This window comes from Klebsiella sp. P1CD1 (assembly GCF_003790505.1).
In the GTDB taxonomy this organism is placed as follows: domain Bacteria; phylum Pseudomonadota; class Gammaproteobacteria; order Enterobacterales; family Enterobacteriaceae; genus Klebsiella; species Klebsiella variicola.
Map to the genome: position 1 here is coordinate 4,832,646 of NZ_CP033631.1, position 25,410 is coordinate 4,858,055.

23 protein-coding genes are annotated in these 25,410 nt (G+C 57.4%); 10 read left to right on the forward strand and 13 right to left on the reverse strand.

What is annotated here, in order from left to right:
* Nucleotides 1–6: 6 nt before the first annotated feature.
* On the reverse strand, nucleotides 7–834 hold the full coding sequence (djlA, locus tag DTA24_RS23910; RefSeq protein ID WP_008807470.1) for a co-chaperone DjlA: 828 nt from the start codon (nucleotides 832–834) through the stop codon (nucleotides 7–9).
* A gap of 243 nt (nucleotides 835–1,077) precedes the next feature.
* Between djlA and lptD the strand changes: the two genes are divergently transcribed.
* Genes lptD through apaH form a run of 6 tightly spaced genes read left to right on the forward strand, consistent with a single transcriptional unit; the run spans nucleotide 1,078 to nucleotide 7,813 of the window.
* Nucleotides 1,078–3,426: an LPS assembly protein LptD gene (lptD, locus tag DTA24_RS23915; protein WP_008807471.1), complete on the forward strand. Its 2,349-nt coding sequence runs from the start codon at nucleotides 1,078–1,080 to the stop codon at nucleotides 3,424–3,426.
* 54 nt (nucleotides 3,427–3,480) lie between these two features.
* Nucleotides 3,481–4,767 (forward strand): peptidylprolyl isomerase SurA, encoded by a 1,287-nt coding sequence (gene surA, locus DTA24_RS23920; protein WP_008807472.1) that lies wholly within the window; start codon nucleotides 3,481–3,483, stop codon nucleotides 4,765–4,767.
* 5 nt (nucleotides 4,768–4,772) lie between these two features.
* Entirely contained in the window at nucleotides 4,773–5,762 is a 990-nt protein-coding gene (pdxA, locus tag DTA24_RS23925) for a 4-hydroxythreonine-4-phosphate dehydrogenase PdxA (protein ID WP_008807473.1), read from the forward strand.
* Nucleotides 5,759–6,580: a 16S rRNA (adenine(1518)-N(6)/adenine(1519)-N(6))-dimethyltransferase RsmA gene (rsmA, locus tag DTA24_RS23930; RefSeq protein ID WP_008807474.1), complete on the forward strand. Its 822-nt coding sequence runs from the start codon at nucleotides 5,759–5,761 to the stop codon at nucleotides 6,578–6,580. The genes pdxA and rsmA overlap by 4 nt, the downstream gene beginning before the upstream one ends.
* Before the next feature lie 2 nt (nucleotides 6,581–6,582).
* Nucleotides 6,583–6,960, forward strand: a complete 378-nt coding sequence (apaG, locus tag DTA24_RS23935) for a Co2+/Mg2+ efflux protein ApaG (protein WP_004204274.1) — start codon at nucleotides 6,583–6,585, stop codon at nucleotides 6,958–6,960.
* A 4-nt stretch (nucleotides 6,961–6,964) separates the two neighbouring features.
* Entirely contained in the window at nucleotides 6,965–7,813 is an 849-nt protein-coding gene (gene apaH, locus DTA24_RS23940) for a bis(5'-nucleosyl)-tetraphosphatase (symmetrical) ApaH (RefSeq protein ID WP_008807475.1), read from the forward strand.
* Between the two features lie 537 nt (nucleotides 7,814–8,350).
* Here apaH and folA read toward each other — a convergent pair.
* From folA to DTA24_RS23975, 6 genes are all read right to left on the reverse strand, one after another.
* Nucleotides 8,351–8,830, reverse strand: a complete 480-nt coding sequence (folA, locus tag DTA24_RS23945) for a type 3 dihydrofolate reductase (RefSeq protein WP_008807476.1) — start codon at nucleotides 8,828–8,830, stop codon at nucleotides 8,351–8,353.
* A gap of 174 nt (nucleotides 8,831–9,004) precedes the next feature.
* Nucleotides 9,005–10,870, reverse strand: coding sequence for a glutathione-regulated potassium-efflux system protein KefC (gene kefC / locus DTA24_RS23955; RefSeq protein ID WP_123837084.1), 1,866 nt, complete (start codon nucleotides 10,868–10,870; stop codon nucleotides 9,005–9,007).
* Nucleotides 10,863–11,396 carry a glutathione-regulated potassium-efflux system oxidoreductase KefF gene (gene kefF, locus DTA24_RS23960; RefSeq protein WP_008807478.1) on the reverse strand — a complete coding sequence of 178 codons (534 nt, stop codon included), beginning with the start codon at nucleotides 11,394–11,396 and terminating at the stop codon, nucleotides 10,863–10,865. Before kefF ends, kefC begins: the two co-directional genes overlap by 8 nt.
* Nucleotides 11,397–11,491: 95 nt before the next feature.
* Nucleotides 11,492–12,796 carry an MFS transporter gene (locus DTA24_RS23965; protein WP_023297059.1) on the reverse strand — a complete coding sequence of 435 codons (1,305 nt, stop codon included), beginning with the start codon at nucleotides 12,794–12,796 and terminating at the stop codon, nucleotides 11,492–11,494.
* Nucleotides 12,797–12,866: 70 nt separating this feature from the next.
* The gene (locus tag DTA24_RS23970) at nucleotides 12,867–13,817 is read right to left on the reverse strand and encodes a 2-hydroxyacid dehydrogenase (RefSeq protein ID WP_123837085.1); all 951 of its coding nucleotides are present in this window, start codon (nucleotides 13,815–13,817) and stop codon (nucleotides 12,867–12,869) included.
* Between the two features lie 210 nt (nucleotides 13,818–14,027).
* Nucleotides 14,028–15,020: a LacI family DNA-binding transcriptional regulator gene (locus DTA24_RS23975; RefSeq protein ID WP_012968956.1), complete on the reverse strand. Its 993-nt coding sequence runs from the start codon at nucleotides 15,018–15,020 to the stop codon at nucleotides 14,028–14,030.
* Between the two features lie 236 nt (nucleotides 15,021–15,256).
* Here DTA24_RS23975 and idnO point away from each other — a divergent pair, with 236 nt between their 5' ends.
* The 3 genes from idnO to DTA24_RS23990 are packed head-to-tail and all read left to right on the forward strand — an operon-like array spanning nucleotide 15,257 to nucleotide 17,031.
* Nucleotides 15,257–16,021: a gluconate 5-dehydrogenase gene (gene idnO / locus DTA24_RS23980; protein ID WP_008807482.1), complete on the forward strand. Its 765-nt coding sequence runs from the start codon at nucleotides 15,257–15,259 to the stop codon at nucleotides 16,019–16,021.
* Nucleotides 16,022–16,036: 15 nt separating this feature from the next.
* A complete protein-coding gene (locus tag DTA24_RS23985; RefSeq protein WP_008807483.1) occupies nucleotides 16,037–16,567 on the forward strand; it encodes a gluconokinase in 531 nt (176 codons plus the stop codon).
* Complete coding sequence (locus DTA24_RS23990) at nucleotides 16,564–17,031, forward strand: YhcH/YjgK/YiaL family protein (RefSeq protein ID WP_008807484.1); 468 nt, start codon at nucleotides 16,564–16,566, stop codon at nucleotides 17,029–17,031. The genes DTA24_RS23985 and DTA24_RS23990 overlap by 4 nt, the downstream gene beginning before the upstream one ends.
* A gap of 47 nt (nucleotides 17,032–17,078) precedes the next feature.
* Here DTA24_RS23990 and DTA24_RS23995 read toward each other — a convergent pair whose 3' ends face one another.
* From DTA24_RS23995 to DTA24_RS24015, 5 genes are all read right to left on the reverse strand, one after another.
* Entirely contained in the window at nucleotides 17,079–17,312 is a 234-nt protein-coding gene (locus tag DTA24_RS23995) for a YgdI/YgdR family lipoprotein (protein ID WP_002888059.1), read from the reverse strand.
* Between the two features lie 168 nt (nucleotides 17,313–17,480).
* Entirely contained in the window at nucleotides 17,481–20,705 is a 3,225-nt protein-coding gene (gene carB / locus DTA24_RS24000) for a carbamoyl-phosphate synthase large subunit (RefSeq protein ID WP_008807485.1), read from the reverse strand.
* A 17-nt stretch (nucleotides 20,706–20,722) separates the two neighbouring features.
* On the reverse strand, nucleotides 20,723–21,871 hold the full coding sequence (carA, locus tag DTA24_RS24005; RefSeq protein WP_012542883.1) for a glutamine-hydrolyzing carbamoyl-phosphate synthase small subunit: 1,149 nt from the start codon (nucleotides 21,869–21,871) through the stop codon (nucleotides 20,723–20,725).
* A 457-nt stretch (nucleotides 21,872–22,328) separates the two neighbouring features.
* Nucleotides 22,329–23,150 (reverse strand): 4-hydroxy-tetrahydrodipicolinate reductase, encoded by an 822-nt coding sequence (dapB, locus tag DTA24_RS24010; RefSeq protein WP_008807487.1) that lies wholly within the window; start codon nucleotides 23,148–23,150, stop codon nucleotides 22,329–22,331.
* 294 nt (nucleotides 23,151–23,444) lie between these two features.
* Nucleotides 23,445–24,074, reverse strand: a complete 630-nt coding sequence (locus DTA24_RS24015; protein WP_016160278.1) for a hypothetical protein — start codon at nucleotides 24,072–24,074, stop codon at nucleotides 23,445–23,447.
* 92 nt (nucleotides 24,075–24,166) lie between these two features.
* On the opposite strand from DTA24_RS24015, the gene DTA24_RS24020 reads away from it, so the two are divergent.
* The gene (locus DTA24_RS24020) at nucleotides 24,167–25,096 is read left to right on the forward strand and encodes a LysR family transcriptional regulator (protein ID WP_023339571.1); all 930 of its coding nucleotides are present in this window, start codon (nucleotides 24,167–24,169) and stop codon (nucleotides 25,094–25,096) included.
* On the opposite strand, the gene DTA24_RS24025 is transcribed toward DTA24_RS24020, so the two are convergent.
* Entirely contained in the window at nucleotides 25,044–25,409 is a 366-nt protein-coding gene (locus tag DTA24_RS24025) for a DUF805 domain-containing protein (protein ID WP_110196185.1), read from the reverse strand. The genes DTA24_RS24020 and DTA24_RS24025 overlap by 53 nt on opposite strands.
* Nucleotide 25,410: the final 1 nt, after the last annotated feature.

Below are 25,410 nucleotides of genomic sequence, written 5' to 3' on the forward strand. Positions count from 1 at the left end.
GAAAACTCAGAAGCCGCGCTGCTCTTTGATCAGCTCCCAGGCCTTCTGGATCTCCTGAGCTTTCTGTTTGGCCATCTCCATCATCTCCGGCGGCAGCCCTTTCGCCACTAGCTTGTCCGGATGATGTTCGTTCATCAGCTTACGATAGGCGCGCTTCACCGTCGCCGCGTCATCGGTCGGTTTCACCCCCAGCACATTGCAGGCATCTTCGAGGGTTGGCCCGCGCTGCGCCTGCTGCCAGCCGGCATTGCCGCCGTGCTGACCATACGATTGCTGCTGCGAACCGCCGCCAAACTGGGCGCCGCCCTGCATCATCCGCAGGAATTGATCGAACTGGGCGCGGGAGATGCCAAGCTCGTCAGCGATGACGAACAGCACTTCACGTTCGTTGGGGTGCAATTCGCCGTCAGCGAACGCCGCCTGCAGCTGAATTTCCAGAAACATCCGAATCAGATCGAAGCGCCCAAAGCAGACGCTGCGCAGCTGACGCATCTTCTCGCGCAGCGGATAGTTGTCGGCCTTGCCGTCGCGAAACGCCTGCTGCGCCGCCGTACGCGATGCGCCGTGCAGGTTCATGCGATCCATCAGCACATTGGCGACATGAATATCAGCTTCGGTGACGCGACCCTTGGATTTGGTCAGATGCCCCATCACTTCAAAGGTGGTGGAAAAGAAGAGCGACTGGCGTTCCTGTTGATTGGCGAAGAGATTCAACCGGCGACTGCGCGCCCGGTCAAACATATGGCCCACCAGGAAGCCGAGCACGACACCCCAAAACCCACCGCCCATCAGCAAAGCCACTGCCACGCCAATCACTTTACCCAAATACTGCATAGACTCCCCAACTGTTTATCGCCGTTAAGCTCGAATATGACCGCACGTTACCCGGCACTCGCGCCTCGGTCAATTGTGGGACATAGCCTATAATTTGCTTTATCATACTCGTCATTCAACAGGGTGCCTAACGCTCGGGCTCGAAACGGGCAGGATTAACACTAGCGTGATAATGTTGAGTAAGTTAGGCTCTGACCGTTTGCAAGCCGCTGCCACAAGATGATGGAACAATAAATACAACGTATGAAAAAACGTATTCCCAGCCTCCTGGCTACGATGATTGCCAGCGCCTTGTATAGCCAACAAGGCCTCGCTGCCGATCTCGCAACGCAATGTATGCTTGGCGTGCCAAGCTTTGATCGTCCGCTCGTGGAAGGGCGGCCTGGCGATCTGCCGGTGACGATTAACGCCGATCATGCGAAGGGCAACTACCCGGATAATGCCGTCTTCACCGGCAACGTCGATATTAACCAGGGGAACAGCCGCCTGCGTGCCGACGAAGTGCAGCTGCATCAGCAGCAGGCCGCGGGCCAGGCGCAACCGGTGCGAACGGTGGATGCGCTGGGCAACGTCCATTACGACGATAACCAGGTGATCCTCAAAGGGCCTAAAGCCTGGTCAAACCTGAACACCAAAGATACCAACGTCTGGCAGGGCGATTATCAAATGGTCGGACGCCAGGGACGCGGCACGGCGGACCTGATGAAACAGCGCGGCGAAAACCGCTATACCATTCTGGAAAATGGCAGCTTTACCTCCTGTCTGCCGGGCTCCGACACCTGGAGCGTCGTGGGCAGCGAAGTCATCCACGACCGTGAAGAGCAGGTTGCCGAGATCTGGAACGCCCGCTTTAAGCTGGGCTCAGTACCGATTTTCTACAGCCCTTACCTGCAGTTGCCGGTGGGCGACAAACGTCGTTCCGGTTTCCTGATCCCGAACGCCAAATACAGTACCAAAAACGGTGTGGAATTCTCCCTGCCGTACTACTGGAACATTGCGCCGAACTTCGATGCCACCATCACCCCGCACTATATGAACAAACGCGGCGGCGTGATGTGGGAAAACGAATTCCGCTACCTGACCCAGCTCGGCAGCGGCTTAACTGAATTCGACTACCTGCCGTCGGATAAAGTCTACGAAGACGATCACTCGAGCGACAGCAACAGCCGCCGCTGGCTGTTCTACTGGAACCACTCCGGGGTTATCGATCAGGTATGGCGTCTGAACGCTGACTACACCAAGGTCAGCGATCCTGACTACTTCAACGATTTCAGCTCGAAATATGGTTCCAGTACCGACGGCTATGCGACGCAGAAATTCAGCGCCGGTTACGTCAATCAGAACTTTGACGCGACGGTATCGACCAAGCAGTTCCAGGTCTTTGACCGGGAATCGAGCAACTCCTACTCGGCTGAGCCGCAGCTCGACATCAACTACTACCAGAACGATGTCGGCCCGTTCGATACCCATCTGTACGGTCAGGTCGCCCATTTTGTTAACTCGAATAACAACATGCCGGAAGCGACCCGCGTTCACCTCGAACCGACGATCAACCTGCCGCTGTCCAACGCCTGGGGCAGTCTGAATACTGAAGCCAAGCTGCTGGCGACCCACTACCAGCAGAGTAACCTCGATAAGTACAACGCCGCCAACGGCACTGACTACAAAGAGTCTGTCAGCCGCGTAATGCCGCAGTTTAAAATCGACGGTAAAATGGTCTTTGAACGCGACCTGCAGGAGGGATTCACCCAAACGCTGGAACCGCGCATGCAGTATCTGTACGTGCCGTACCGCGATCAGAGTGAAATCGGTAGCTACGACTCCACGCTATTGCAGTCGGACTACACCGGCCTGTTCCGCGACCGTACCTATAGCGGTCTGGACCGCATCGCGTCAGCCAACCAGGTCACTACCGGCATCACCTCTCGCGTGTATGATGCCGCCGCCGTGGAACGTTTTAATATTTCCGTTGGTCAAATCTACTATTTCACCGAGTCACGCACCGGTGATGACAACATCAACTGGGAGAACAACGACACCACGGGTTCACTAGTATGGGCCGGCGATACCTACTGGCGCATCGCCGATGACTGGGGTTTACGCGGAGGGATCCAGTACGACACCCGTCTGGATAACGTCGCCACCGGTAACGGCACCATTGAATACCGTCGCGATGAAAACCGCTTAGTCCAGCTTAACTATCGTTACGCCAGCCCGGAATATATTCAGGCTACACTGCCTTCATATTCCACGGCGGCACAATATAAACAGGGTATTTCGCAGGTGGGGATGACCGCCAGTTGGCCGATCGTCGATCGCTGGTCCGTGGTCGGGGCATACTACTTCGATACCAATACCCGGAAAGCAGCAAACCAGATGTTGGGTGTTCAGTATAACTCCTGCTGCTACGCCATCCGTCTTGGCTACGAACGTAAAGTCAACGGCTGGGATAGCAACAACAACGGCGGCGAGAGCAAATACGACAACACCTTCGGAATCAATATTGAATTGCGCGGTCTGAGCTCTAACTACGGCCTCGGCACCCAGCAGATGCTGCGTTCGAACATTTTACCGTACCAGAGCTCCCTGTGATGCGGCTGGTTTACAACATCGTCCGCATTTGCGGTTAATTGAAATGGAAAAAGTATGAAGAACTGGAAAACGCTGCTTCTCGGTATCGCCATGATCGCGAATACCAGTTTCGCTGCCCCTCAGGTGGTCGATAAAGTAGCGGCCGTCGTCAATAATGGCGTCGTGCTGGAAAGCGACGTCGATGGTTTGATGCAATCAGTTAAGCTCAATGCGGGTCAGGCTGGCCAACAGCTGCCGGATGACGCGACACTGCGCCATCAAATCCTCGAAAGACTGATCATGGACCAGATCGTATTGCAGTTGGGGCAGAAGATGGGCGTGAAGGTCTCTGACGACCAGCTCGATCAGGCCATCGCCAACATCGCCAAACAAAACAACATGACCATGGATCAGATGCGCAGCCGTCTGGCCTATGAAGGCATCAACTACAACACCTACCGTAGCCAGATCCGCAAAGAGATGCTGATTTCGGAAGTGCGTAACAATGAAGTGCGTCGCCGTATCACCGTGCTGCCGCAGGAAGTCGAAGCGCTGGCAAAACAGATTGGCGACCAGAACGATGCCAGCACCGAGCTTAACCTGAGCCACATCCTGATCCCGCTGGCGGAAAACCCGACCGCGGATGAAGTTGCCGCAGCTCAGGAGCAAGCAAATGCCATCGTTGAACAAGCGCGCAACGGCGCTAACTTCGGTAAACTGGCCATCACCTACTCCGCTGACCAACAGGCGCTGAAGGGAGGCCAGATGGGCTGGGGTCGTATCCAGGAGCTGCCTGGTATTTTCGCCCAGGCGTTAAGCACCGCCAAAAAAGGGGATATCGTCGGCCCGATCCGCTCTGGCGTCGGCTTCCACATTCTGAAAGTCAACGACCTGCGCGGCGGGACTCAGAACATCTCCGTCACCGAAGTGCATGCCCGTCATATTCTGCTTAAGCCGTCGCCGATCATGAATGATGCCCAGGCCCAGGCCAAACTGGAACAGATCGCGGCTGACATTAAGAGCGGGAAAACCACCTTCGCCAAAGCGGCGAAAGCGTTCTCTGAAGATCCGGGTTCAGCAAACCAGGGCGGTGATTTAGGTTGGGCGACGCCGGACATCTTCGATCCGGCATTCCGCGATGCGCTGATGCGTCTGAACAAAGGGCAGACCAGCGGACCGGTGCACTCCTCCTTCGGCTGGCATCTGATCGAACTGCTGGATAGCCGTCAGGTCGACAGAACCGACGCCGCGCAGAAAGATCGTGCATACCGCATGCTGATGAACCGCAAATTCTCTGAAGAAGCGGCAACCTGGATGCAGGAACAGCGCGCCAGTGCGTATGTTAAAATTCTGAGCAACTAATATCGATGCCTGAAACCCGTAAAGTTGTCATCACTCCCGGCGAACCCGCCGGGATTGGCCCTGACCTGGTCGTGCAGCTTGCCCAGCGCGACTGGCCAGTTGAGCTGGTGATCTGCGCCGACGGCGCCTTGTTAACTGACCGAGCCCAGCGGCTCGGTCTTCCTTTATCTCTCCTCCCATACGATCCTGCGCAACCGCCCGTTCCGCAGCGCGCCGGTACGCTGACGCTGCTTAATGTACCGCTGAACGTCCCGGCGGAACCTGGCGTGCTGAACGTGCAAAACGGCGCCTATGTCGTGGAAACGCTGGCGCGCGCCTGCGACGGCTGCCTTAGCGGCGAATTTGCGGCGTTAGTGACCGGCCCGGTGCACAAAGGCAACATCAACGACGCCGGCATCGCCTTCACCGGTCATACCGAGTTCTTCGAAGAGCGCGCGAAGGCCAGCAAAGTGGTGATGATGCTGGCGACCGAGGAGCTGCGGGTGGCGCTGGTGACGACCCATCTGCCGTTGAAAGCCATCAGCGAAGCGATAACGCCCGAGCTGCTGCGCGAGATCATCACCATTCTCGATCACGACCTGCGCACGAAATTTGGCATTGCCCAGCCGCATGTGCTGGTTTGCGGGCTTAACCCGCACGCTGGCGAAGGCGGCCATATGGGAACAGAAGAGATAGACACCATCATTCCGGTGCTGGAAGAGATGCGTGCTAAGGGGATGAACCTCAGCGGTCCGCTGCCGGCAGACACCCTCTTTCAGCCCAAATACCTTGACCATGCCGATGCGGTACTCGCGATGTACCACGATCAGGGCCTGCCCGTGCTAAAATACCAGGGCTTTGGCCGTGGCGTGAACATTACGCTCGGTTTACCTTTTATTCGTACCTCCGTCGACCACGGCACCGCACTGGAATTAGCGGGTCAGGGAAAAGCGGACGTCGGCAGTTTTATCACGGCGCTTAATCTCGCCATCAAAATGATTGTTAATACCCAATGAATAATCGAGTCCATCAGGGCCATTTAGCCCGTAAACGCTTCGGGCAGAACTTCCTCAACGATCAGTTTGTGATCGACAGCATCGTCTCGGCGATTAATCCGCAGAAAGGCCAGGCGATGGTTGAAATCGGCCCGGGTCTCGCCGCGCTGACCGAACCGGTCGGCGAACGTCTTGACCAACTGACCGTTATCGAACTGGACCGCGATCTGGCGGCTCGCCTGCAGACGCACCCGTTCCTCGGACCGAAGCTGACCATCTATCAGCAGGATGCGATGACCATGAACTTCGGCGAACTGGCGGAGAAAATGGGCCAGCCGCTGCGCGTCTTCGGCAACCTGCCGTACAATATCTCGACGCCGCTAATGTTCCATCTGTTCAGCTATACTGATGCCATTGCCGATATGCACTTTATGCTGCAGAAAGAAGTGGTCAATCGTCTGGTTGCCGGGCCGAACAGTAAGGCGTATGGTCGGTTAAGCGTGATGGCGCAATATTATTGCCAGGTGATCCCGGTACTCGAAGTGCCGCCGAGCGCGTTTACCCCGCCGCCTAAGGTTGACTCCGCGGTGGTTCGCCTGGTGCCGCACCGCACCATGCCGTATCCGGTAAAAGAGGTCCGGGTACTGAGCCGCATCACCACCGAAGCCTTCAACCAGCGCCGTAAGACCATCCGCAATAGTCTCGGCAATCTGTTTAGCGTTGAAGTGTTGACCGAGCTGGGCGTCGACCCGGCAGTGCGTGCGGAAAATATTTCTGTAGAGCAGTACTGTAAGATGGCCAACTGGTTATCCAACAATCTGCCTTCGAAGGAGAGCTAACCATGATTAATTCGCCTCGTGTTTGCGTTCAGGTGCAAAGCGTCTATATCGAATCGCAGTCTTCTCCGGAAGAAGAGCGTTACGTCTTCGCTTATACCGTCACCATTCGCAATCTGGGGCGGAGTCAGGTTCAGCTGCTTGGCCGCTACTGGCTCATCACTAACGGCCACGGTCGTGAGACTGAAGTTCAGGGTGAAGGGGTGGTCGGCGAGCAACCACATATTCCCGCTGGCGGTGAATATCAATATACCAGCGGCGCGGTCATCGAAACGCCGCTGGGAACCATGCAGGGTCATTATGAGATGATCGATATCGACGGCGCGCCGTTCCGTATCGAGATCCCTGTGTTCCGTCTCGCAGTTCCAACGCTCATTCATTAAAACAATGTCAACATACCTTATTGGCGACGTTCACGGTTGCTACGATGAACTGATCGCATTATTAGCGCAGGTTGAATTCGACCCGAGCACCGATACGCTATGGCTGACCGGCGATCTGGTGGCCCGTGGCCCGGGGTCGCTGGAGGTCCTGCGCTATGTCAAATCTCTGGGCGACAGTGTGCGACTGGTGCTGGGCAACCATGATCTCCACCTGCTGGCCGTCTTCGCCGGTATCAGCCGTAACAAGCCGAAGGATCGTCTGAAATCCCTGCTGGAAGCCCCGGATGCCGACGAGCTGCTCAACTGGTTGCGTCGCCAGCCGCTGCTGCAGGTGGATGAAGAGAAAAAGCTGGTGATGGCCCACGCGGGCATCACGCCGCAGTGGGATCTGGAGACCGCCCAGCAGTGCGCGCGCGATGTAGAAGCGGTGCTCTCCAGCGACTCCTACCCTTTCTTCCTCGATGCCATGTATGGCGATATGCCGAATCACTGGAGCAACGAGCTGAGCGGTCTGGCGCGCCTGCGCTTTATCTCTAATGCTTTTACCCGCATGCGCTACTGCTTCCCCAACGGCCAGCTGGATATGTATTCGAAAGAGGCGCCCGAGGACGCCCCAGCGCCGCTGAAGCCGTGGTTTGCCATTCCTGGCCCGGTCAGCAATGCCTACAGCATTGCCTTTGGCCACTGGGCTTCACTGGAGGGACGCGGTACGCCGGAGGGGATTTACGCCCTGGATACGGGCTGCTGCTGGGGCGGAGAACTCACCTGCCTGCGCTGGGAAGATAAGCAGTACTTCACCCAGCCGTCGAACCGCCAGAAAAGCCTCGACGAAGGCGAAGCCGTCGCGTCCTGAGTCTTCCCGGATGGCGGCGCGTTGCGCCTTATCCGGGCTACATTGCCTTGCGATTTGTCGCCCGGGCAGCGCTATCGAAAGACGAAGCCCGCGATCAGAAACATGACGCAGTCCCGTTGGCCCGCGAAAGCGCAGCGCCGCCGGGCAAGAACAGCGGACGCGAAGCCACTTTTGTGTCGGGTGGCGGCTAACGCCTTACCCGACCTACATTTCCTTGCGATTTGTCGCCCGGACAGCGCTCCCGAAAGACGAAGCCCGCGATCAGAAACATGACGCAGTCCCGTAGGCCCGCGCAAGCGCAGCGCCGCCGGGCAAGAACGGCGGGCGCGGAGCCACTTTTGTGTCGGGTGGCGGCTAACGCCTTACCCGACCTACATTTCCTTGCGATTTGTCGCCCGGACAGCGCTCCCGAAAGACGAAGCCTGCGACGGGGAACATGACGAGATACTGAGTGCGCCTTCGTCGCGGAATTCACGCAAAAGAAAACCCCGGTCACGCCAGGCGCGACCGGGGTTTTTTCATTGCTATCCTTCCCGCTTAACGGCGTTCGAGGATCTCAAAGCAGTAGCTGTGGGAGTTCTGCGCGTCAGCGTCATGAAACTCGCTGAACACCGACTCCCACTCGTCCGGGTCGTAATCCGGGAAATGGGTATCGCCTTCCACTTCCGCATCAATGTGCGTCAGATAGAGCTTATGCGCTTTCGGCAGGAACTGCTCATAAACGCGGCCGCCGCCAATCACCATAATCTCTTCCACATCGCCGCAGGCAGCAATCGCTTCCTCCACTGAGGAGACCCACTGCACGCGATCGTCGCTGCCGGGTTTGCTGCTGATCACGATATTTTTACGCCCCGGCAACGGGCGCCCAATGGATTCCCAGGTCAGACGCCCCATCACCACCGGCTTATTTAACGTGTTGCGTTTGAACCAGGCGAGATCGGCAGGCAGGTTCCATGGCATGGCGTTTTCCATACCAATGACGCGATCTACCGCTAACGCCGCAATCAGACTGATCATTCATTCATTCCCGAGTGCAAAAAATTGTCGCCACTATACGGAAAGCGTACTACTTCGTCGACTGGCCGGAAGGTAAAGAATAAGAAAATTTTCTGATTTGCTGGCAAGCCCACGTTCACACCGTGGGCCGCCAGAACCGGTTCTAAACGGAAAACAAAATGTTACTGACGAGCGTCAGGCTAAGGGCTTATTTTCCGGCTCATCGGCAATATCCCCGGTGTGCCTGCCCTCTTCCGTCCCCTGCCAGCCGTGACGCTGCACCAGCGACAGATGATGACGATCTTCGTTGATGATGCCGGTGAGCATATCGCTGGTCCGCTTGAAGACCGCCACCCGCGACGCCGCGTCGTTTTCCGCCATCGCCACCATCTCTTCGACCATCTGCAGGTTGAAGCGACGGAACAGATCGGCCCGCTCGCGGGCTTCATAGGCGCCGAGTCCCAGCGCCTCCAGCGTCATTCGGCCGGACTTCAGCGCCGCCTCGAAGGTTTCACGCTCCGGCGCCTCGACGCCAGCCTGGCGCAGCTTGATGTAATGATCGACATCGCGGGCGCGGGAGATGATCTGCAGATGCGGAAAATGCTCTTTTACCCTTTCCACCAGCTCAAGGCTGACGTGCGGATCGTCTATGGCATTGATCAGTACTTCCGCCTTTTCGGCGCCGGCCGATTCCAGCAGGTCGACCCGGGTGGCATCGCCGTAGAAAACCTTCATATCAAATTTGCGCAGGGTATCAACATGATCCGGGTCGTGATCGAGGATCACCATCTTCACCCCGCTGGAGAGCAACAGTCGCCCGGCAATCTGTCCGAAGCGGCCAAAGCCGGCAACAATCACCCGCGGCTGCTCTTCATCAATCTCATCAGCATCCCGCGCCTGGCCGCTGGCCGATTTCTCCAGACGGGTCAGCAGGACCAGCAAGACCGGCGTCGCCGCCATCGACAGCGCCACCGCCAGGGTCAGCGCCTTAGTCCATTCGCCGTCCAGTACATCCGCCATCCGCGCGGCGCCAAAGACCACAAACGCAAACTCGCTTCCCTGCCCCAGCAACACTGCAAACCAGCGGCGCTGGGCGCGCGGCACACCCAGCGGCCTGGCGATAAGCCACAGCATCAGCATTTTTATCGCCAGGAAACCGACCAGCAAAATAACGATACGCAACGGATGAGTCACGAGAGTGCCGAAGTCAATCGACATGCCGACGCCGATAAAGAACAGCCCCAGCAGCAGCCCTTTAAACGGCTCGATATCGCTCTCCAGCGCATGACGATACTCGGAGCTGGCCAGCAGCACCCCGGCGAGAAACGCCCCCATCGCCATCGACAGCCCGACTTCCTCCAGCAGCAATCCAAAGCCGAAGACCAGGAACAGCGCCACGGCGCTGAACACTTCGCGCAGGCCGGAACGGGCGACAAAGCGCAGCAGCGGACGGGTCAGATAGCGCCCCAGGGCCACCACCAGCGCCAGCGCCGCGGCCACCTTCAGCGCGGAGAGGGCAAACGCCACCAGCGAGGTGGCGCCGCCGCTGGCCGCCAGCAGGGGGATCATCGCCACCAATGGAATCGCCGCGATATCCTGGAACAGCAGCACCGCGAAGGCGCTCCGCCCCATCTGCGACACCGTCAGATTGCGCTCATTCATCGCCTGCATCGCAATGGCTGTTGAAGAGAGCGCCAGGGTCATGCCTATCAGCTCGGCCACCTGCCAGCGCAGGCCCAGCAGCATGCAGAACAGACCGATCAATACCCCGCAGGCTACCATCTGCAGCGCGCCGCCGCCGAACACCGAGGCGCGTAGCTTCCACAGCCGCTGCGGATCCAGCTCCAGACCAATCACGAACAGCATCAGCACCACGCCGATCTCGGCAAAGTGCAGAATCGCCTCGGCGTCAGTCACCAGCCGCAGCCCCCACGGGCCGATAATACAGCCAGCGATCAGATAGCCCAGCACCGACCCCAGCCCCAGGCGGACGGCGATGGGCACAATCAGCGCCGCGGCGCCCAGGTAAATCAGCGCTTGTATCAGCGTATGGCTATCCATTCTGGTGTGCCTCCTGCCAGTCGATTAAGCGTTGACGATAATGGCGGGCCTGCGCCTGCAGCGTTTCGTCATCGCAGATAAAAGTGCAGTGCATGGCGAACGGCGGCAGCCATTTCATTCCGCAGTAAAGCGCGGTTGCCTGCAACGGCTGCGCCAGCACCGGAAAACCGGGGAATGAGCCGATGTCGAAGTGGCTTTCACCGCCGCCGGTGGTCACCGCCCACATCAGCGATTTACCGCGCAGGGCAATACCGTTGTGACCATAGGCCCAGCCGTGCGCCAACACTTTGTCCATCCACAGCTTCAGCAGCGGCGGTACGCTGTACCACTGCATAGGGTGCTGCCAGATAACCAGATCGGCACGGGCCAGCGCCGCCTGCTCGGCGGCGACATCGATATTAAAGTCGGGATAGAGTTGATAGAGGGAGCGTATCTCTACGCCTTCAAGCGTCCCTGCCTGTTCAAGCATTCGCTTATTCGCATGAGAATGCTGCGGATAAGGATGCGCATAAATTATCAGAATCATTGATTGGCCTGCGTTTGCTCTTGTCGTAATCAGCAAGAGTGTAGACAGTTAAGCCAACCGCTTACAATGATAACTGTGATTTATGTCGCAGTGGGTTACGCATTTCGGGGTTGCTTCTTGATCGCCACATCAGAATCGCTGTCGACCAGATCGCATTGCTTCGGTAGCAGAAAGGTCATTGTGCCGGCGATAATCAACGAACCGGCCAGGGCACAGACCGCCACATTCTGTCCGTAGAGATACATCATCACGCCCACCAGATAGGGGCCACAGAATCCGCCGAGGTTGCCCAGGCCATTGATCACCCCGCGTGCGCTGCCCGCCACCTCCGGCGAAGCGATACGCCCCGGCATCGACCAGAACGGACTGGTAGCCGATTTGAGAAAGAAACCGCAGATCACCAGTGCGATATAGGCCGCCACCATCTGGTCGCGGAGCACCACCGACGCCACCAGCGCTGCCGCAAAACTGTAGAGCGAGAAGCGAACCCACAGACGACGCTTACCGCTGTGGTCGCTGAACAACGAAATCACATAGATCCCGGCCAGCGTGGCGACAAACGGCAGCACCGCCAGGAAGCCAACGCTGGCCATGTTGCCGCCGGTTAACCCCTTCAGAATGGTCGGCAGCCACAACGTGTAGCCATAATCCCCGGTCTGGTAGAAAAAATTGAGGATCACCAGCTTCATCAGTCCGGCATTACCAAACACATCCTTCACCGGCGCCTTGCTGACAGGGGCTTCTGCCTGCTTCGCCGCACGCTCGGCGGCCAGGGTGGTCACCAGATAGTCACGCTCGCGGGCGGGCAACCAGTGGGCCTCTTGCGGACGGTCGCTGATCATAAACCACCACACGACCAGCACCACCAGCGACAACAGCCCTTCGATGATAAACAGCCAACGCCAGTCAAGCGCCGCAATAATGGCGCCGGAGACCGGCGCGGTGAGCATGCCGCCGAGCGGGGCAAACATCATCACAAACGCGTTCGCGCGACCCAGCTCTTTTTCCGGAAACCAATTGCTGACCATGGTCAGCACTACCGGCAGCATTCCCCCTTCCGAAACCCCGAGAATAAATCGCAGCACCAGCAGTTGATATTGATGAGTAACAAACCCTGTCGCCACGGAAACGATAGCCCAGGCTACCAGCGACCAGGCAATAAATTTTTTACCGCTGCCGTTAACCGCAATTCGCCCACCGGGAATTTGCAAAAATAAATAACCAATAAAAAAGATACCGCTGGCCACGCCAGCCATTTGGCTGGTAATGCCTAAATCGGCCTCCATGCCGCCTGGCAGGGCAAAGCTAATATTAACCCGGTCCATAAATGACATAATGCAGGCAATTAACACCGGCACAATGATACGCAGCCAACGGGTGCTGGGAATTTTCTCGTTCATATATTTGCACTCTCTATGCAGAGGTTATTGTTTTGATTGAGATCGCGCGGGTACAGAAATAAAAAGCTAATTAATCGATAGCGTTTGGCAGCGCTGCGCCGGCAAACCAGGCGGCGACGTTAGCAAAAACCACTTCGCTCATTTTCTGTCGTGTTTCCTGCGTGGCGCTGGCGACATGCGGCTGCAGCACCACGTTATCGAGGGCGATCAGCGCCGCCGGGACCTGGGGTTCCTGTTCGAAAACATCGAGCCCGGCCCCGGCGATAACGCCGTTTTGTAACGCGTGGATCAACGCCTTTTCATCCACCAGCGAACCGCGGGCAATATTGATAAGCCAGGCATGCGCCGGCATCACGTTAAACACCGAGGCGTCGATGATGCCGCGGTTCGCCTCGCCGCCGGATGCGGCAATCACCAGAAAATCGCTCTCATGCGCCAGGGTATGCAGGTCGGCACACCACTGATAATCGAGGCCCGCTATCTTTTTACGGTCGGTATACAGCACCTGCATATCAAAACCCCGCGCCCGGCGGGCGATCGCCTGGCCAATATTCCCCATACCCAGCAGGCCGATACGCTTCCCGCTGACCTGAGTCGCCAACGGCATACTACCGCTCAGCCAGCGTCCCTCGCGGACAAAGCGATCGCCCTGACAGAGCTGACGGGAACCGGCCAGCAGCAGCCCCATCGCCAGGTCAGCGACATCATTCGTCAACACCCCGGAGGTGATGGTGACGGCAATTTGCCGCGAGCGGGCATACGCCAGATCCACCGCATCGGTACCGACGCCGAAGATGGCAATCAGCCCAGCCTGAGGCAGCAACTCAAGGACGCTGTTTGCTACGCCGACGTCGCCGCGAGTGACCACGACGGCAATGTTCTCTCCTTGTTCACGCAGAAAGGCGATCGGATCGTCCTGCTCGTAGAGACGCAGCAGCGGGAAATGCTCCGCCAGCTGCAGCTGCAGGGTTTCAATTACGGGGGCCACTAAAAGGACGGCGCGGGGAATAACACTCTTCATCAGATCACCTGTTTGACGTTTGGTTACGACGGTAGCCACTATCAAACGGGTTTTTATCGGGGGATTTTGCGATCTGTATCACGCTGAATCGTGTTAAAAATGCATGTTACCGGACGCGTGATCGTGAAGACAAAACGGCGACCAGACAGGCGATGGACTGCGCGCGCATTAACCTTTCGCTAACACACGACAGGCGCTGGCTGGTGGCCGTTAAATCGTTTCGCCCATCGACAGGCGGTAGTGGAGATCCACCTTTTCAATGGTGGGCAGTCCTTTGATTTTCTTTATTAAAATCTCTGTCGCCACCTTACCCATCTCGAAGCGCGGCGTCAGGACGCTGGCCAGCCGGGGAGAGACGATCTGGCCAATCTCCAGGCCATGAAAGCCCGCGATAGCCAGCTCCTGGGGCACGCTGATACCGGATGCCAGGCACTCCTGTAACACGCCCACCGCCAGGTCGTCATTAGTGCACAGGATACCGTCCATATCGGCGTACATTTGCCGCGCCAGGGTCATCATGCCGGTGCCAATGGAAACCGACGAGACTTTATTCGGCGCAATGCGCCCCACCGCCAGCCCGGCACTCTCCATCGCCCGACAGTAGCCCAGATAACGCTGCTCGTCGCGGACGTCGGACATCGAGCCGAAGTAGATGATCCGTCGTTTACCGCTGGCCAGCAGCATGGTGGTCATATCGAAGCCGGCCTGGAAGTTATCGAATCCGACGTTGATGCGTCCTGGATTCTCCGCCAGCCCCATCACTTCGGCGATCGGGATCTTCGCGGCATTCAGATACTTGTCCGCCCGCAGGGAGTGCACCGACTCGGTCAGCAGCAGTCCTTTCACATTAAACGCCAGCACGGCGGCAATCTGCTCCTCTTCACGCTGGCGATCGTAGTCGTAATTCACCACCAGCGTCTGGTAACCATGCCCGGCGGCGACAGATTCGATGCCGGCCAGCAGATCGGCAAAAATTTGATTATGAAAGGAGGGAATGAGTACGCCAATCCGCGGCACGGCGACGCTGGTCATCGCCGGATTATCCGGGTCGGGCTGATAGCCGATCTCCGCTATCACGCTAGCAATACGCTCCGCCGTCTCCGGTTTCACCTTTTCCGGGGTGCGCAAATAGCGGCTAACGGTCATCTTGGTTACGCCAGCCAGCTCGGCAATATCATGGAGAGTAATGCGTTGTGCTTTCATCTGTGTGTCCGCCAAATACCTGACTGCTTCAGGCCATTATGCCTGTCGGGGGGGCAAAAGAGAATGCCAGTCCGTAGCCGTTAACCTGTTGAGTCAGCGAGATTTACCGGCAGCGTCACGTTTAAAGTAACCCCTTTTTGTAACACGGTTCCGAGTGATCTTCATCACAGTTTCCCCCGGTAAAAATCCGTGAGATAGGGCACAGGTTTTCTTCAGCCGCTAATCAGGATATCGAGATGAACGATCTTTTCAGCTTACAAGGTAAACGCATTTTAATTACGGGCGCAGGACAGGGGATCGGTTTTGTCATGGCTCAGGGTCTGGCGCAATATGGCGCAGAAATCATTATTAATGACCTTTCTGCCCCGCGAGCGGACGATGCGGTGATGAAGCTCCGCGACGAAGGCGCCACCGCCCATGCTGCGGTATTTAACGTGACCGATGCCGAGGCCGTTGAAGAAGCCATTGCCAATATCGAAGCGCATCTTGGCCCGATTGACGTGTTATTCAATAACGCCGGGATCCAGCGCCGCCACCCGTTTACCGAATTCCCGGTGCAGGAATGGAATGACGTGATTTCAGTTAACCAGACGGCGGTATTTCTCGTCTCTCAGGCCGTCGCGAAGCGCATGGTTGACCGCCAGCAGGGAAAAATCATCAATATCTGCTCCATGCAGAGCGAGCTGGGGCGCGACACCATCACCCCCTACGCCGCCGCCAAAGGCGCGGTGAAGATGCTAACCCGCGGAATGTGCGTTGAGCTGGCGCGGCACAACATTCAGGTCAACGGCATTGCCCCGGGCTACTTTAATACGGCGATGACCCGGACGCTGGTTGAGGATAAGGCGTTTACCGACTGGTTATGCAAACGCACCCCTGCCGCCCGCTGGGGCGATCCGCAGGAGCTGGTCGGCGCTGCCGTCTTTTTATCGTCAAACGCGTCGAATTTCGTCAACGGCCATCTGCTGTTCGTTGACGGCGGCATGCTGGTCGCGGTCTGAGAGAAGGAGCGCATGATGGCAGGACAATGCATTATTTTGATGGGCGTCTCCGGAACCGGCAAATCCACCGTCGGTCAGGCATTGGCCCACGCGCTGGGAGCGAAATTTATCGACGGCGACGACCTTCATCCACGCAACAATATCGTCAAAATGGCCACCAGCCAGCCGCTGAATGATGAGGATCGTCAGCCGTGGCTGACGCGTATCGCCGACGTCATTTTCAGTCTTGAGCAGAAAAACGAGTCAGGTGTATTGGTCTGTTCCGCATTAAAAAAGCGCTATCGCGACCGCCTGCGTGAGGGGAACGCGAAGCTACGCTTCCTATGGTTGACCGGGGATTATGACTGCATTTTGCAGCGAATGCGCCAGCGTAAAGGCCACTTTATGCCAGAAGCGTTACTGCGTAGCCAGTTTGCCGCCCTGGAGACGCCAGACGCCAGTGAAAGCGATGTTCTGGCCGTCGATATTACCCCCGACGTCGCCAGTATTGTCGCTCACTCATTAACGTTACTTCATTCGCAACAACCGCAGAGGATCCCGGCATGATTATCGATACCTTAACCGCCGCCGCCGAAAATGAGCTCTATCCGCCGGTGATCCGCCAGGCGCTGCAGGCCGTGTTACAGCAACAACCGCACGCGCTGCCGCCGGGGAAATATACCGTCGAGAGTGATAATGTGTTTTTTACCGTCGTCGAAGGCCATACCCGGCCGCTGAGCGAGCAACGCCCGGAATATCATCGTCAATATCTCGACATTCACATTGTGCTGAAAGGTGAAGAGATCATCGGTGCCGGGAATAAAGGGCTGCCGGTCGTTGAAGATGGTCACTTCAACACGACGCAGGATATCGGTTTCTGTCAGGCTATCGACAGCGAAACGCTGATTCATCTCTACCCGGAAGAGCTGGCGATCCTCTTCCCTGGCGAATTACACCGCCCGATGGCCTGCCTCGAACAAGGCGCAGCGTTGCGTAAAATCGTGGTTAAAATCGATCGCGCGCTACTGTAACGCGCTCGTTCGGCCCCGCACACTCCCCGCGGGGCCTGGGATAACCATTAGTTATCCAGCTCATCCATGGACTTCACCTGGTCGCGGTTAATCTGCTCCACGCGGCCGGTTTCGGCATTTTTGTATGAGACGAGGCCGGTATCATCATCCACCTGCGGTTTGCCGCTGGTGACAATGGTCTTGCCATCGGTGGTTTTGATCGACTGATTCGATGAGCAGCCGGCCACGAACATGATTGCCGTCGCTGCCAGTGCGGATGCCACCAGAATATTGTTCCGCATTGTATCCTCCTGTCTTTTCATCAATAGGTATCGTTATGGTGCTCACTATAGTTAGCCTGACCCGACAGGTGGTTAAAAGCAGAACTCTCCGAAGATGACTGCAGCCAAAAAAAAGGGCTGACGATGTCGTCAGCCCTGGTTTGTTGCTCTCCGGCCAGGCCGGCGCGCTTATTTGGTGATTTGCGCGTGCATTTCCTGAACCGAAATCACCTTCTCGGTGGCATCAGCGTTCAGCGCCATCGCGGTGGCAAAGCCGCCGTTCAGGGTGGTGTCGTAATGCACCTTGTACTGCAGCGCGCTGCGGCGAATCAGCTTGGAGTCTTCAATCGCCTGGCGACCTGCGGTGGTGTTGATGATGTAGGTGTATTCGCCATTCTTGATACGGTCCTGAATGTGCGGACGACCTTCATGCACCTTGTTCACCAGACGCGGGTTGATACCGGCTTCGCCCAGCACAATCGCCGTACCGTGAGTCGCATCCAGCTCAAAGCCAAACTTCAGCAGCTTCGCCGCCAGGTCGACCACGCGCTCTTTGTCGCCTTCGCGAACGGAGAGCAGTGCACGGCCCTGTTTCTTCATGGTCGAGTTGCTGCCCAGCTGCGCTTTGGCGAATGCTTCCGCGAAGGTACGGCCCACGCCCATCACTTCCCCGGTAGAGCGCATTTCTGGCCCTAACAGCGGGTCAACGCCCGGGAATTTGTTGAACGGCAGAACCACCTCTTTCACCGAGTAGTACGGCGGGATGATCTCTTTGGTCACGCCCTGCTGCGCCAGCGTCTTACCGGCCATTACGCGCGCCGCGACTTTCGCCAGCGGGACACCGGTGGCTTTGGAGACGAACGGCACGGTACGCGCCGCACGCGGGTTCACTTCAATCAGATAAACTTCGTTATCTTTCACCGCGAACTGGACGTTCATCAGACCACGAACCTGCAGCTCGAAAGCCAGCTTCTGCACCTGCTCGCGCATCACATCCTGAATTTCCTGGCTCAGCGTATACGCTGGCAGGGAACAGGCTGAGTCGCCGGAGTGTACGCCCGCCTGCTCGATATGCTCCATGATGCCGCCAATCAGCACCATTTCGCCGTCGCAGATGGCATCGACATCCACTTCAATCGCGTCGTCGAGGAAGCGATCCAGCAGTACCGGTGCATCGTTGGAGACGCTAACCGCGGTCTGGAAGTAGCGGCGCAGATCCTGCTCGTCGTAAACAATTTCCATCGCCCGGCCGCCGAGCACGTAAGACGGACGAACCACCAGCGGGTAGCCAATCTCTTTCGCTCTCTCTACCGCCTGCTCAATGGCAGTGACGGTGGCGTTCGCCGGCTGCTTCAGCTTCAGACGGTCAACCGCATGCTGGAAGCGCTCACGGTCTTCCGCGCGGTCGATAGCGTCCGGGCTGGTGCCGATAACCGGTACGCCTGCGGCTTCCAGGGCGCGCGCCAGCTTCAGCGGCGTCTGGCCGCCGTACTGGACGATAACGCCCTTCGGCTTCTCGATGCGCACGATTTCCAGCACGTCTTCCAGGGTCACCGGCTCGAAGTACAGACGGTCGGAGGTGTCATAGTCGGTAGACACGGTTTCCGGGTTACAGTTGACCATGATGGTCTCGTAACCGTCTTCGCGCAGCGCCAGAGAGGCGTGTACGCAGCAGTAGTCAAATTCGATACCCTGGCCGATACGGTTCGGGCCGCCGCCGAGGACCATGATTTTATCGCGGTCAACGGACGGGTTGGACTCACACTCTTCTTCATAAGTGGAGTACATGTAGGCGGTATCGGTGGCGAATTCGGCGGCGCAGGTGTCCACGCGCTTGTAGACCGGATGCAGGTCATACTGGTCGCGCAGCTTGCGAATTTCCGCTTCCCGCACGCCCGCCAGTTTCGCCAGACGCGCATCGGCAAAGCCTTTACGCTTCAGGGTACGCAGGAAGTCGGCGTCGAGGCCGTTGATGCCCACTTCCACCACTTTCTCTTCCAGACGCACCAGCTCTTCAATCTGCACCAGGAACCAGCGGTCGATATTGGTCAGGTTGAAGACGCCGTCTACCGAGAGGCCGGCGCGGAAGGCATCCGCGATGTACCAGATACGCTCGGCGCCAGCGTCTTTCAGCTCGCGGCGAATTTTGGTCAGCGCTTCCGGGTCGTCGAGGCTCACTTTCGGGTCGAAGCCGGTGGCGCCCACTTCCAGGCCGCGCAGCGCTTTCTGCAGCGATTCCTGCTGGGTGCGGCCAATGGCCATCACTTCGCCGACGGATTTCATCTGCGTGGTCAGACGGTCGTTCGCGCCAGCGAATTTTTCGAAGTTGAAGCGTGGAATTTTGGTGACCACGTAGTCGATGGACGGCTCGAAGGAAGCCGGAGTGCGACCGCCGGTGATGTCGTTCATCAGCTCGTCAAGGGTGTAGCCCACTGCCAGCTTGGCCGCCACTTTAGCAATCGGGAAGCCGGTGGCTTTCGAGGCCAGCGCCGAAGAGCGGGAAACGCGCGGGTTCATTTCGATAACGATCAGGCGACCGTCTTTCGGGTTCACCGAGAACTGCACGTTAGAGCCGCCGGTTTCCACACCGATTTCACGCAGGACCGCCATCGAGGCGTTACGCATGATTTGGTATTCTTTGTCGGTCAGGGTCTGCGCCGGGGCAACGGTGATGGAGTCGCCGGTATGGATCCCCATGGCATCGAAGTTTTCAATCGAGCAGACGATGATGCAGTTGTCGTTCTTATCGCGCACCACTTCCATCTCGTACTCTTTCCAGCCGATCAGTGATTCATCGATCAGCAGTTCGTTGGTCGGAGAGAGATCCAGGCCGCGTTCGCAGATTTCTTCGAACTCTTCGCGGTTATAGGCGATACCGCCGCCGGTGCCGCCCATGGTGAAGGACGGACGGATGATGCACGGGAAGCCAACGTCGGCGGCAACCGCCAGCGCTTCTTCCATGGTGTGGGCGATGCCGGAGCGCGCGGTGTCGAGGCCGATTTTCTTCATCGCCACGTCGAAGCGACGACGGTCTTCCGCTTTATCAATCGCGTCCGCAGTGGCGCCGATCATGGTCACGCCGAACTCTGCCAGCACGCCCTGACGTTCCAGCTCCAGCGCACAGTTCAGCGCGGTCTGGCCGCCCATGGTCGGCAGCACGGCATCCGGGCGCTCTTTTTCGATAATTTTACGTACCACTTCCCAGTGAATCGGCTCGATGTAGGTCGCATCAGCCATTTCCGGGTCGGTCATGATGGTCGCCGGGTTGGAGTTCACCAGAATAACGCGGTAGCCCTCTTCACGCAGGGCTTTACAGGCCTGCGCCCCGGAGTAGTCAAACTCACACGCCTGACCGATAACAATCGGGCCCGCGCCCAGAATCAGGATACTTTTTATGTCTGTACGTTTTGGCATTGCTCTTTTACTCCTGATTATTTCGCGGACTGACGGTAGAGCTCAATTAACTCGATAAAGTGGTCGAACAGCGGCGCGGCATCGTGCGGCCCCGGGCTCGCTTCAGGGTGCCCCTGGAAGCTAAACGCCGGTTTGTCGGTACGATGAATGCCCTGCAGGGTGCCGTCGAACAGCGACTTGTGGGTCACGCGCAGGTTGGCCGGCAAGGTGGCTTCGTCAACCGCAAAACCGTGGTTCTGCGCGGTGATCATCACCACATTATTATCAATATCTTTCACCGGATGGTTGCCGCCGTGGTGGCCGAACTTCATCTTAATGGTCTTCGCACCACTCGCCAGCGCCAGCAGCTGATGGCCAAGGCAGATACCGAATACCGGAATATCGGTCTCAAGGAATTTTTCAATCGCGTCGATAGCGTAATCGCACGGCGCCGGGTCGCCTGGGCCGTTAGAGAGGAAAATACCGTCCGGATTCATTTTCAGCACGTCTTCGGCAGAGGTCTGCGCCGGCACCACCGTCAGGCGGCAGCCGCGGTCCACCAGCATGCGCAGGATGTTGCGTTTCGCGCCGAAGTCATACGCCACAACGTGGAACGGCAGCTCGCTTTCCGCTTTCGCTTCCGGCAGGTCGCCCGCCAGAGTCCAGCTGCCCTGCGTCCAGCTGTAGGTTTCTGCGGTGGTCACTTCCTTCGCCAGATCCATGCCGTTCAGACCCGGGAACGCTTTCGCTTTCTCCAGCGCCAGCTGAGCATCCGGGCTGTCGCCCGCGATGATGCAGCCGTTCTGCGCCCCTTTCTCACGCAGCAGACGCGTCAGCTTGCGGGTATCGATATCGGCAATCGCCACGATGTTATGGCGCTTTAGATAAGAAGAAAGATCTTCAGTATTGCGGAAGTTGCTGGCAATCAGCGGCAGATCGCGGATCACCAGACCCTGCGCGTGTACCTGAGAAGATTCTTCATCGGCGGCGTTGGTGCCGACATTACCAATATGAGGATAAGTAAGAGTGACGATTTGGCGGGAATAGGAAGGATCAGTGAGGATTTCTTGATAACCGGTCATTGAAGTATTGAAAACGACTTCCCCAACCGCCGTGCCGGTTGCCCCGATGGCCCGACCGTGAAACTGGGTTCCGTCTTCCAGAACCAATAGCGCTGACTTAATCAAAACACCCTCCAGAGAATATCCACTCACTTTATTTGCATATTAATTCATAAACACGATCTGAATCAATGCAAATCTGTTGCCCGCAGATTTTTGGCAAACGGCGGCATTCTGGAGAGATGTCGGATAAAAGTCAACTTAAAGCGGAGATTTTTAATGTCATTTTACGCCACTGGCGCATAACATGTGATTTTTACGCCAAAAAGATCAACAAACCTGGCTGAGAAAACGCTTGCGGACGGGAAAGAGTGTAAAACCTGGCGACGAAGCGCTAAAAAGTGGACCAAATGGTCAAAATTTACATTTCATTCACCAAAAACAGCATGAATATTATTATTTATAGCTATCACAACGTAAAACACACACCAAACCCATAAAAATAAAAAAGGGCAACAATATATTGCCCCTTGCATCAATAACTTATTGATTGCAATAACCACATCACGATGGGTAATAATCGTTATAAACTGTTCAAATCCAGCACATCACGCATGTCAAACAGACCATTTTTCTTGTCTTTCAGCCATAATGCAGAGCGAACCGCGCCATTAGCAAAGGTCATCCGGCTGGAGGCTTTATGGGTGATTTCAATACGCTCACCGATATCAGCAAACATCGCCGTATGTTCGCCGACGATATCGCCCGCACGGACGGTGGCGAAGCCAATGGTGCCCGGAACGCGTTCGCCGGTATGACCTTCACGACTGTAGACGGCGCATTCCTTCAGATCTTTGTTCAATGCTCCGGCGATCGCTTCGCCCATCGCCAGCGCGGTGCCTGACGGCGCATCCACTTTATGCCGGTGGTGCGCTTCGATAATTTCGATGTCGGTGTAGTCGCCCATCACCTTTGCCGCCTTCTCCAGCAGCTTTAACAGGACGTTGACGCCGACGCTAAAGTTAGCGGCGAAGACAATGGCAATCTCCTGCGCGGCGTCGCGAATCGCCTGCTTGCCAGCGTCGTCAAAACCGGTGGTGCCGATGACCATCCCTTTGCCGTGCTCACGGCAAAACGCCAGATGGTTCAGCGTGCCTTCCGGGCGGGTAAAATCGATCAACACGTCGAAATCATCTTTTACCGCCGTCAGGCTGCTCTGCACCGCGACGCCCGCTTTGCCGGCGCCCGCCAGCTCCCCGGCGTCGCTGCCCACCAGGCTTGACCCTTCGCGCTCCAGCGCCGCGCCCAGCGCCACGCCTTCCATCTGCAATGCAGCCTGAATTAACTGGCGTCCCATCCGGCCGCCCGCGCCGGCGATGGCCACGCGGATTTGTGCATCATGCATAGCTATTCTCTTTTGTTAACATTACGTAAATTGTTTTCAGAGTAACCAGCCCGTCAGCGGGCCGCTACTCAAAAACGCCGATAATTAGAAATTTATGACAAACGGCGGACGATATCAGTAAAAACTATACGATTGTGCTGAAATGCGTGCTTTGCGGGTGCTCTCTCGGAGACAATAATCGACGTTTTCGTCATCTGTCGGTTTCAAGAAATAAGATGCACTAAATCTGGCAAACTCGACCGACCAGCATTGAAATGCTGTGGAAACATTATACTTTCGGTAGAGCAGAAAGCCTTATGCCAGGATATAGCTGACCACCAGCTGCCCCTTCTTCATCTTTATCTGACTGATAACAATGTCGCCCAGCTCCGCCAGACGGGCGACGTGGGTGCCACCGCAGGGATAAGCGGGCAGTTCGCCGAAGCCCACCTGGCGCAAGCCATCAGCGAACGTCACCTGACGCGGTAAGTCCTGCGCCTGCCAGGCCTTCACCGGCGCCAGTAGCGCACTGGCGTCCGGCAGCGCGGCATTGTTCCTGCTGGTAAAGGTTATCCGCCCTTCGCCGGGCCAGTGGTGCGCTTTCACCGGTTGCCAGCCAAGCTGTTCGCCCGCCAGGCCAAGCAGGTGGCCGGCAGAATGCAGACGGGCATGCAGCTGTCTCGCGGAGGCATCAATTTTCATCTCCACGTCACCGAGGGGAAGCGCTTGCGACAGGATATGCAGCACGCTGTCGCCGCGCACAATAACCGTCTCAACCACCTGCCCGGCTATCCAGCCGCGGTCTGCCGGTTGACCGCCTCCTTGCGGGTGAAACAACGTCCGATCCAGTTCGATGGCGTAACGGCCATCCACTTCTGCGGTGCAGGCGATGATCTGGGCGCGCCCGTCGGTAGCATCGCTGGTGTAATAAACTCGTTCAGTCATGGTGATTCTCCTCTCTGTCCGACCAGTATATTGATAATATCGACAGCGATAATCCCACCACCCGCCAATGCACTTTTGCCCCGGGAGCACAAATGAATCTAAACCTCCTGCCGGACCTCGCCCTCTTCGTCCAGATTGTCGACCAGGGAAGCTTTTCCGCCGTCGCCCGCCAGAGCGGACTGACGCCCTCCGCCGTGAGCCGCAGCGTGTCGCGGCTGGAGCGGGAGATGGGCAGCAAGCTGCTGCATCGTACCACCCGCAAGCTGCGACTGAGCGATGCCGGGGAAACAGTGTATCAGCATGCCCAGCAGATGCTGGAAGCGGCGCGGCAGGCGATAGATTCCGCCAGCAGTCGCCAAACGGTCGCTCAGGGAAAGCTGACGCTCAGCGTACCGAAAGCCGTCGGCCGCTTTGTGATCCACCCGCTGATGATGGCGTTTTTCCATCGCTACCCGCAGGTGGACGTCTGCCTGCGGCTGGAAGATCGCCCTCTGGATTTTATCGATGACGGTATTGATTTGGCGCTGCGCATCACCGATACCCCTTCCCCTGGTCTGCATGGCAAACCGCTGATGCCAATCAGGCACGTTATCTGCGCCACTGAGCCCTATTTACAGCAGCACGGTACGCCGTATACGCCGCAGGATCTGCGCGCGCATTGCTGCATTAGTCTTGGCGAAACGCCCGCCGACGCGCGCTGGAAGTTCCGCCGGGAAGGGAAAAGCGAAACAGTGCAAACCTACGGGCGGTACGCCGCCAACCATACCGCCGTCCGCCTCGACGCGGTTAAGCAGCATCTGGGCATTGGCAGCCTGCCGCTGTTTACCGCTCGCGAGGCGCTGGCGAAGGGCGATATCGTGCAGGTGCTGCCCGAGTGGGAATTCATCAGCAGCTACTCCGGCGACCTGTGGCTGCTGTGGGCGGGAGATAAGCATATGCCCGCCAGGATGCGGGTGATGATTGATTATCTCAGCGAGACGGTGCCGACGTTGAACGCAGGCAGCACAGAGCCAGCGAAATAATTGCAAACCACGGAATGATAATCCCCAACACAAACCAGATCCCGGAGCGGCCGATATCATGCATTCGCCGGCAGCCAACAGCCAGCAAGGGGAGCGCCATCAGCAGCAGCCAGAGCGCGGCAAAGGGAATGACAACAAAACTGAGGATGCCGTATTGAGGGTTAACGCTGGTTGCCAGACACCAGGCCGCCAGCGGCGCGGTGGCGATCAATACATTGATGAGAAAAAACGTCCAGAACTGCTGCCGGCTGGCGCGGCCGCTAAAATTAAAGGTCTCTTTCCAGCCGCTCAAATACGCCTGTCCATAGGTCATT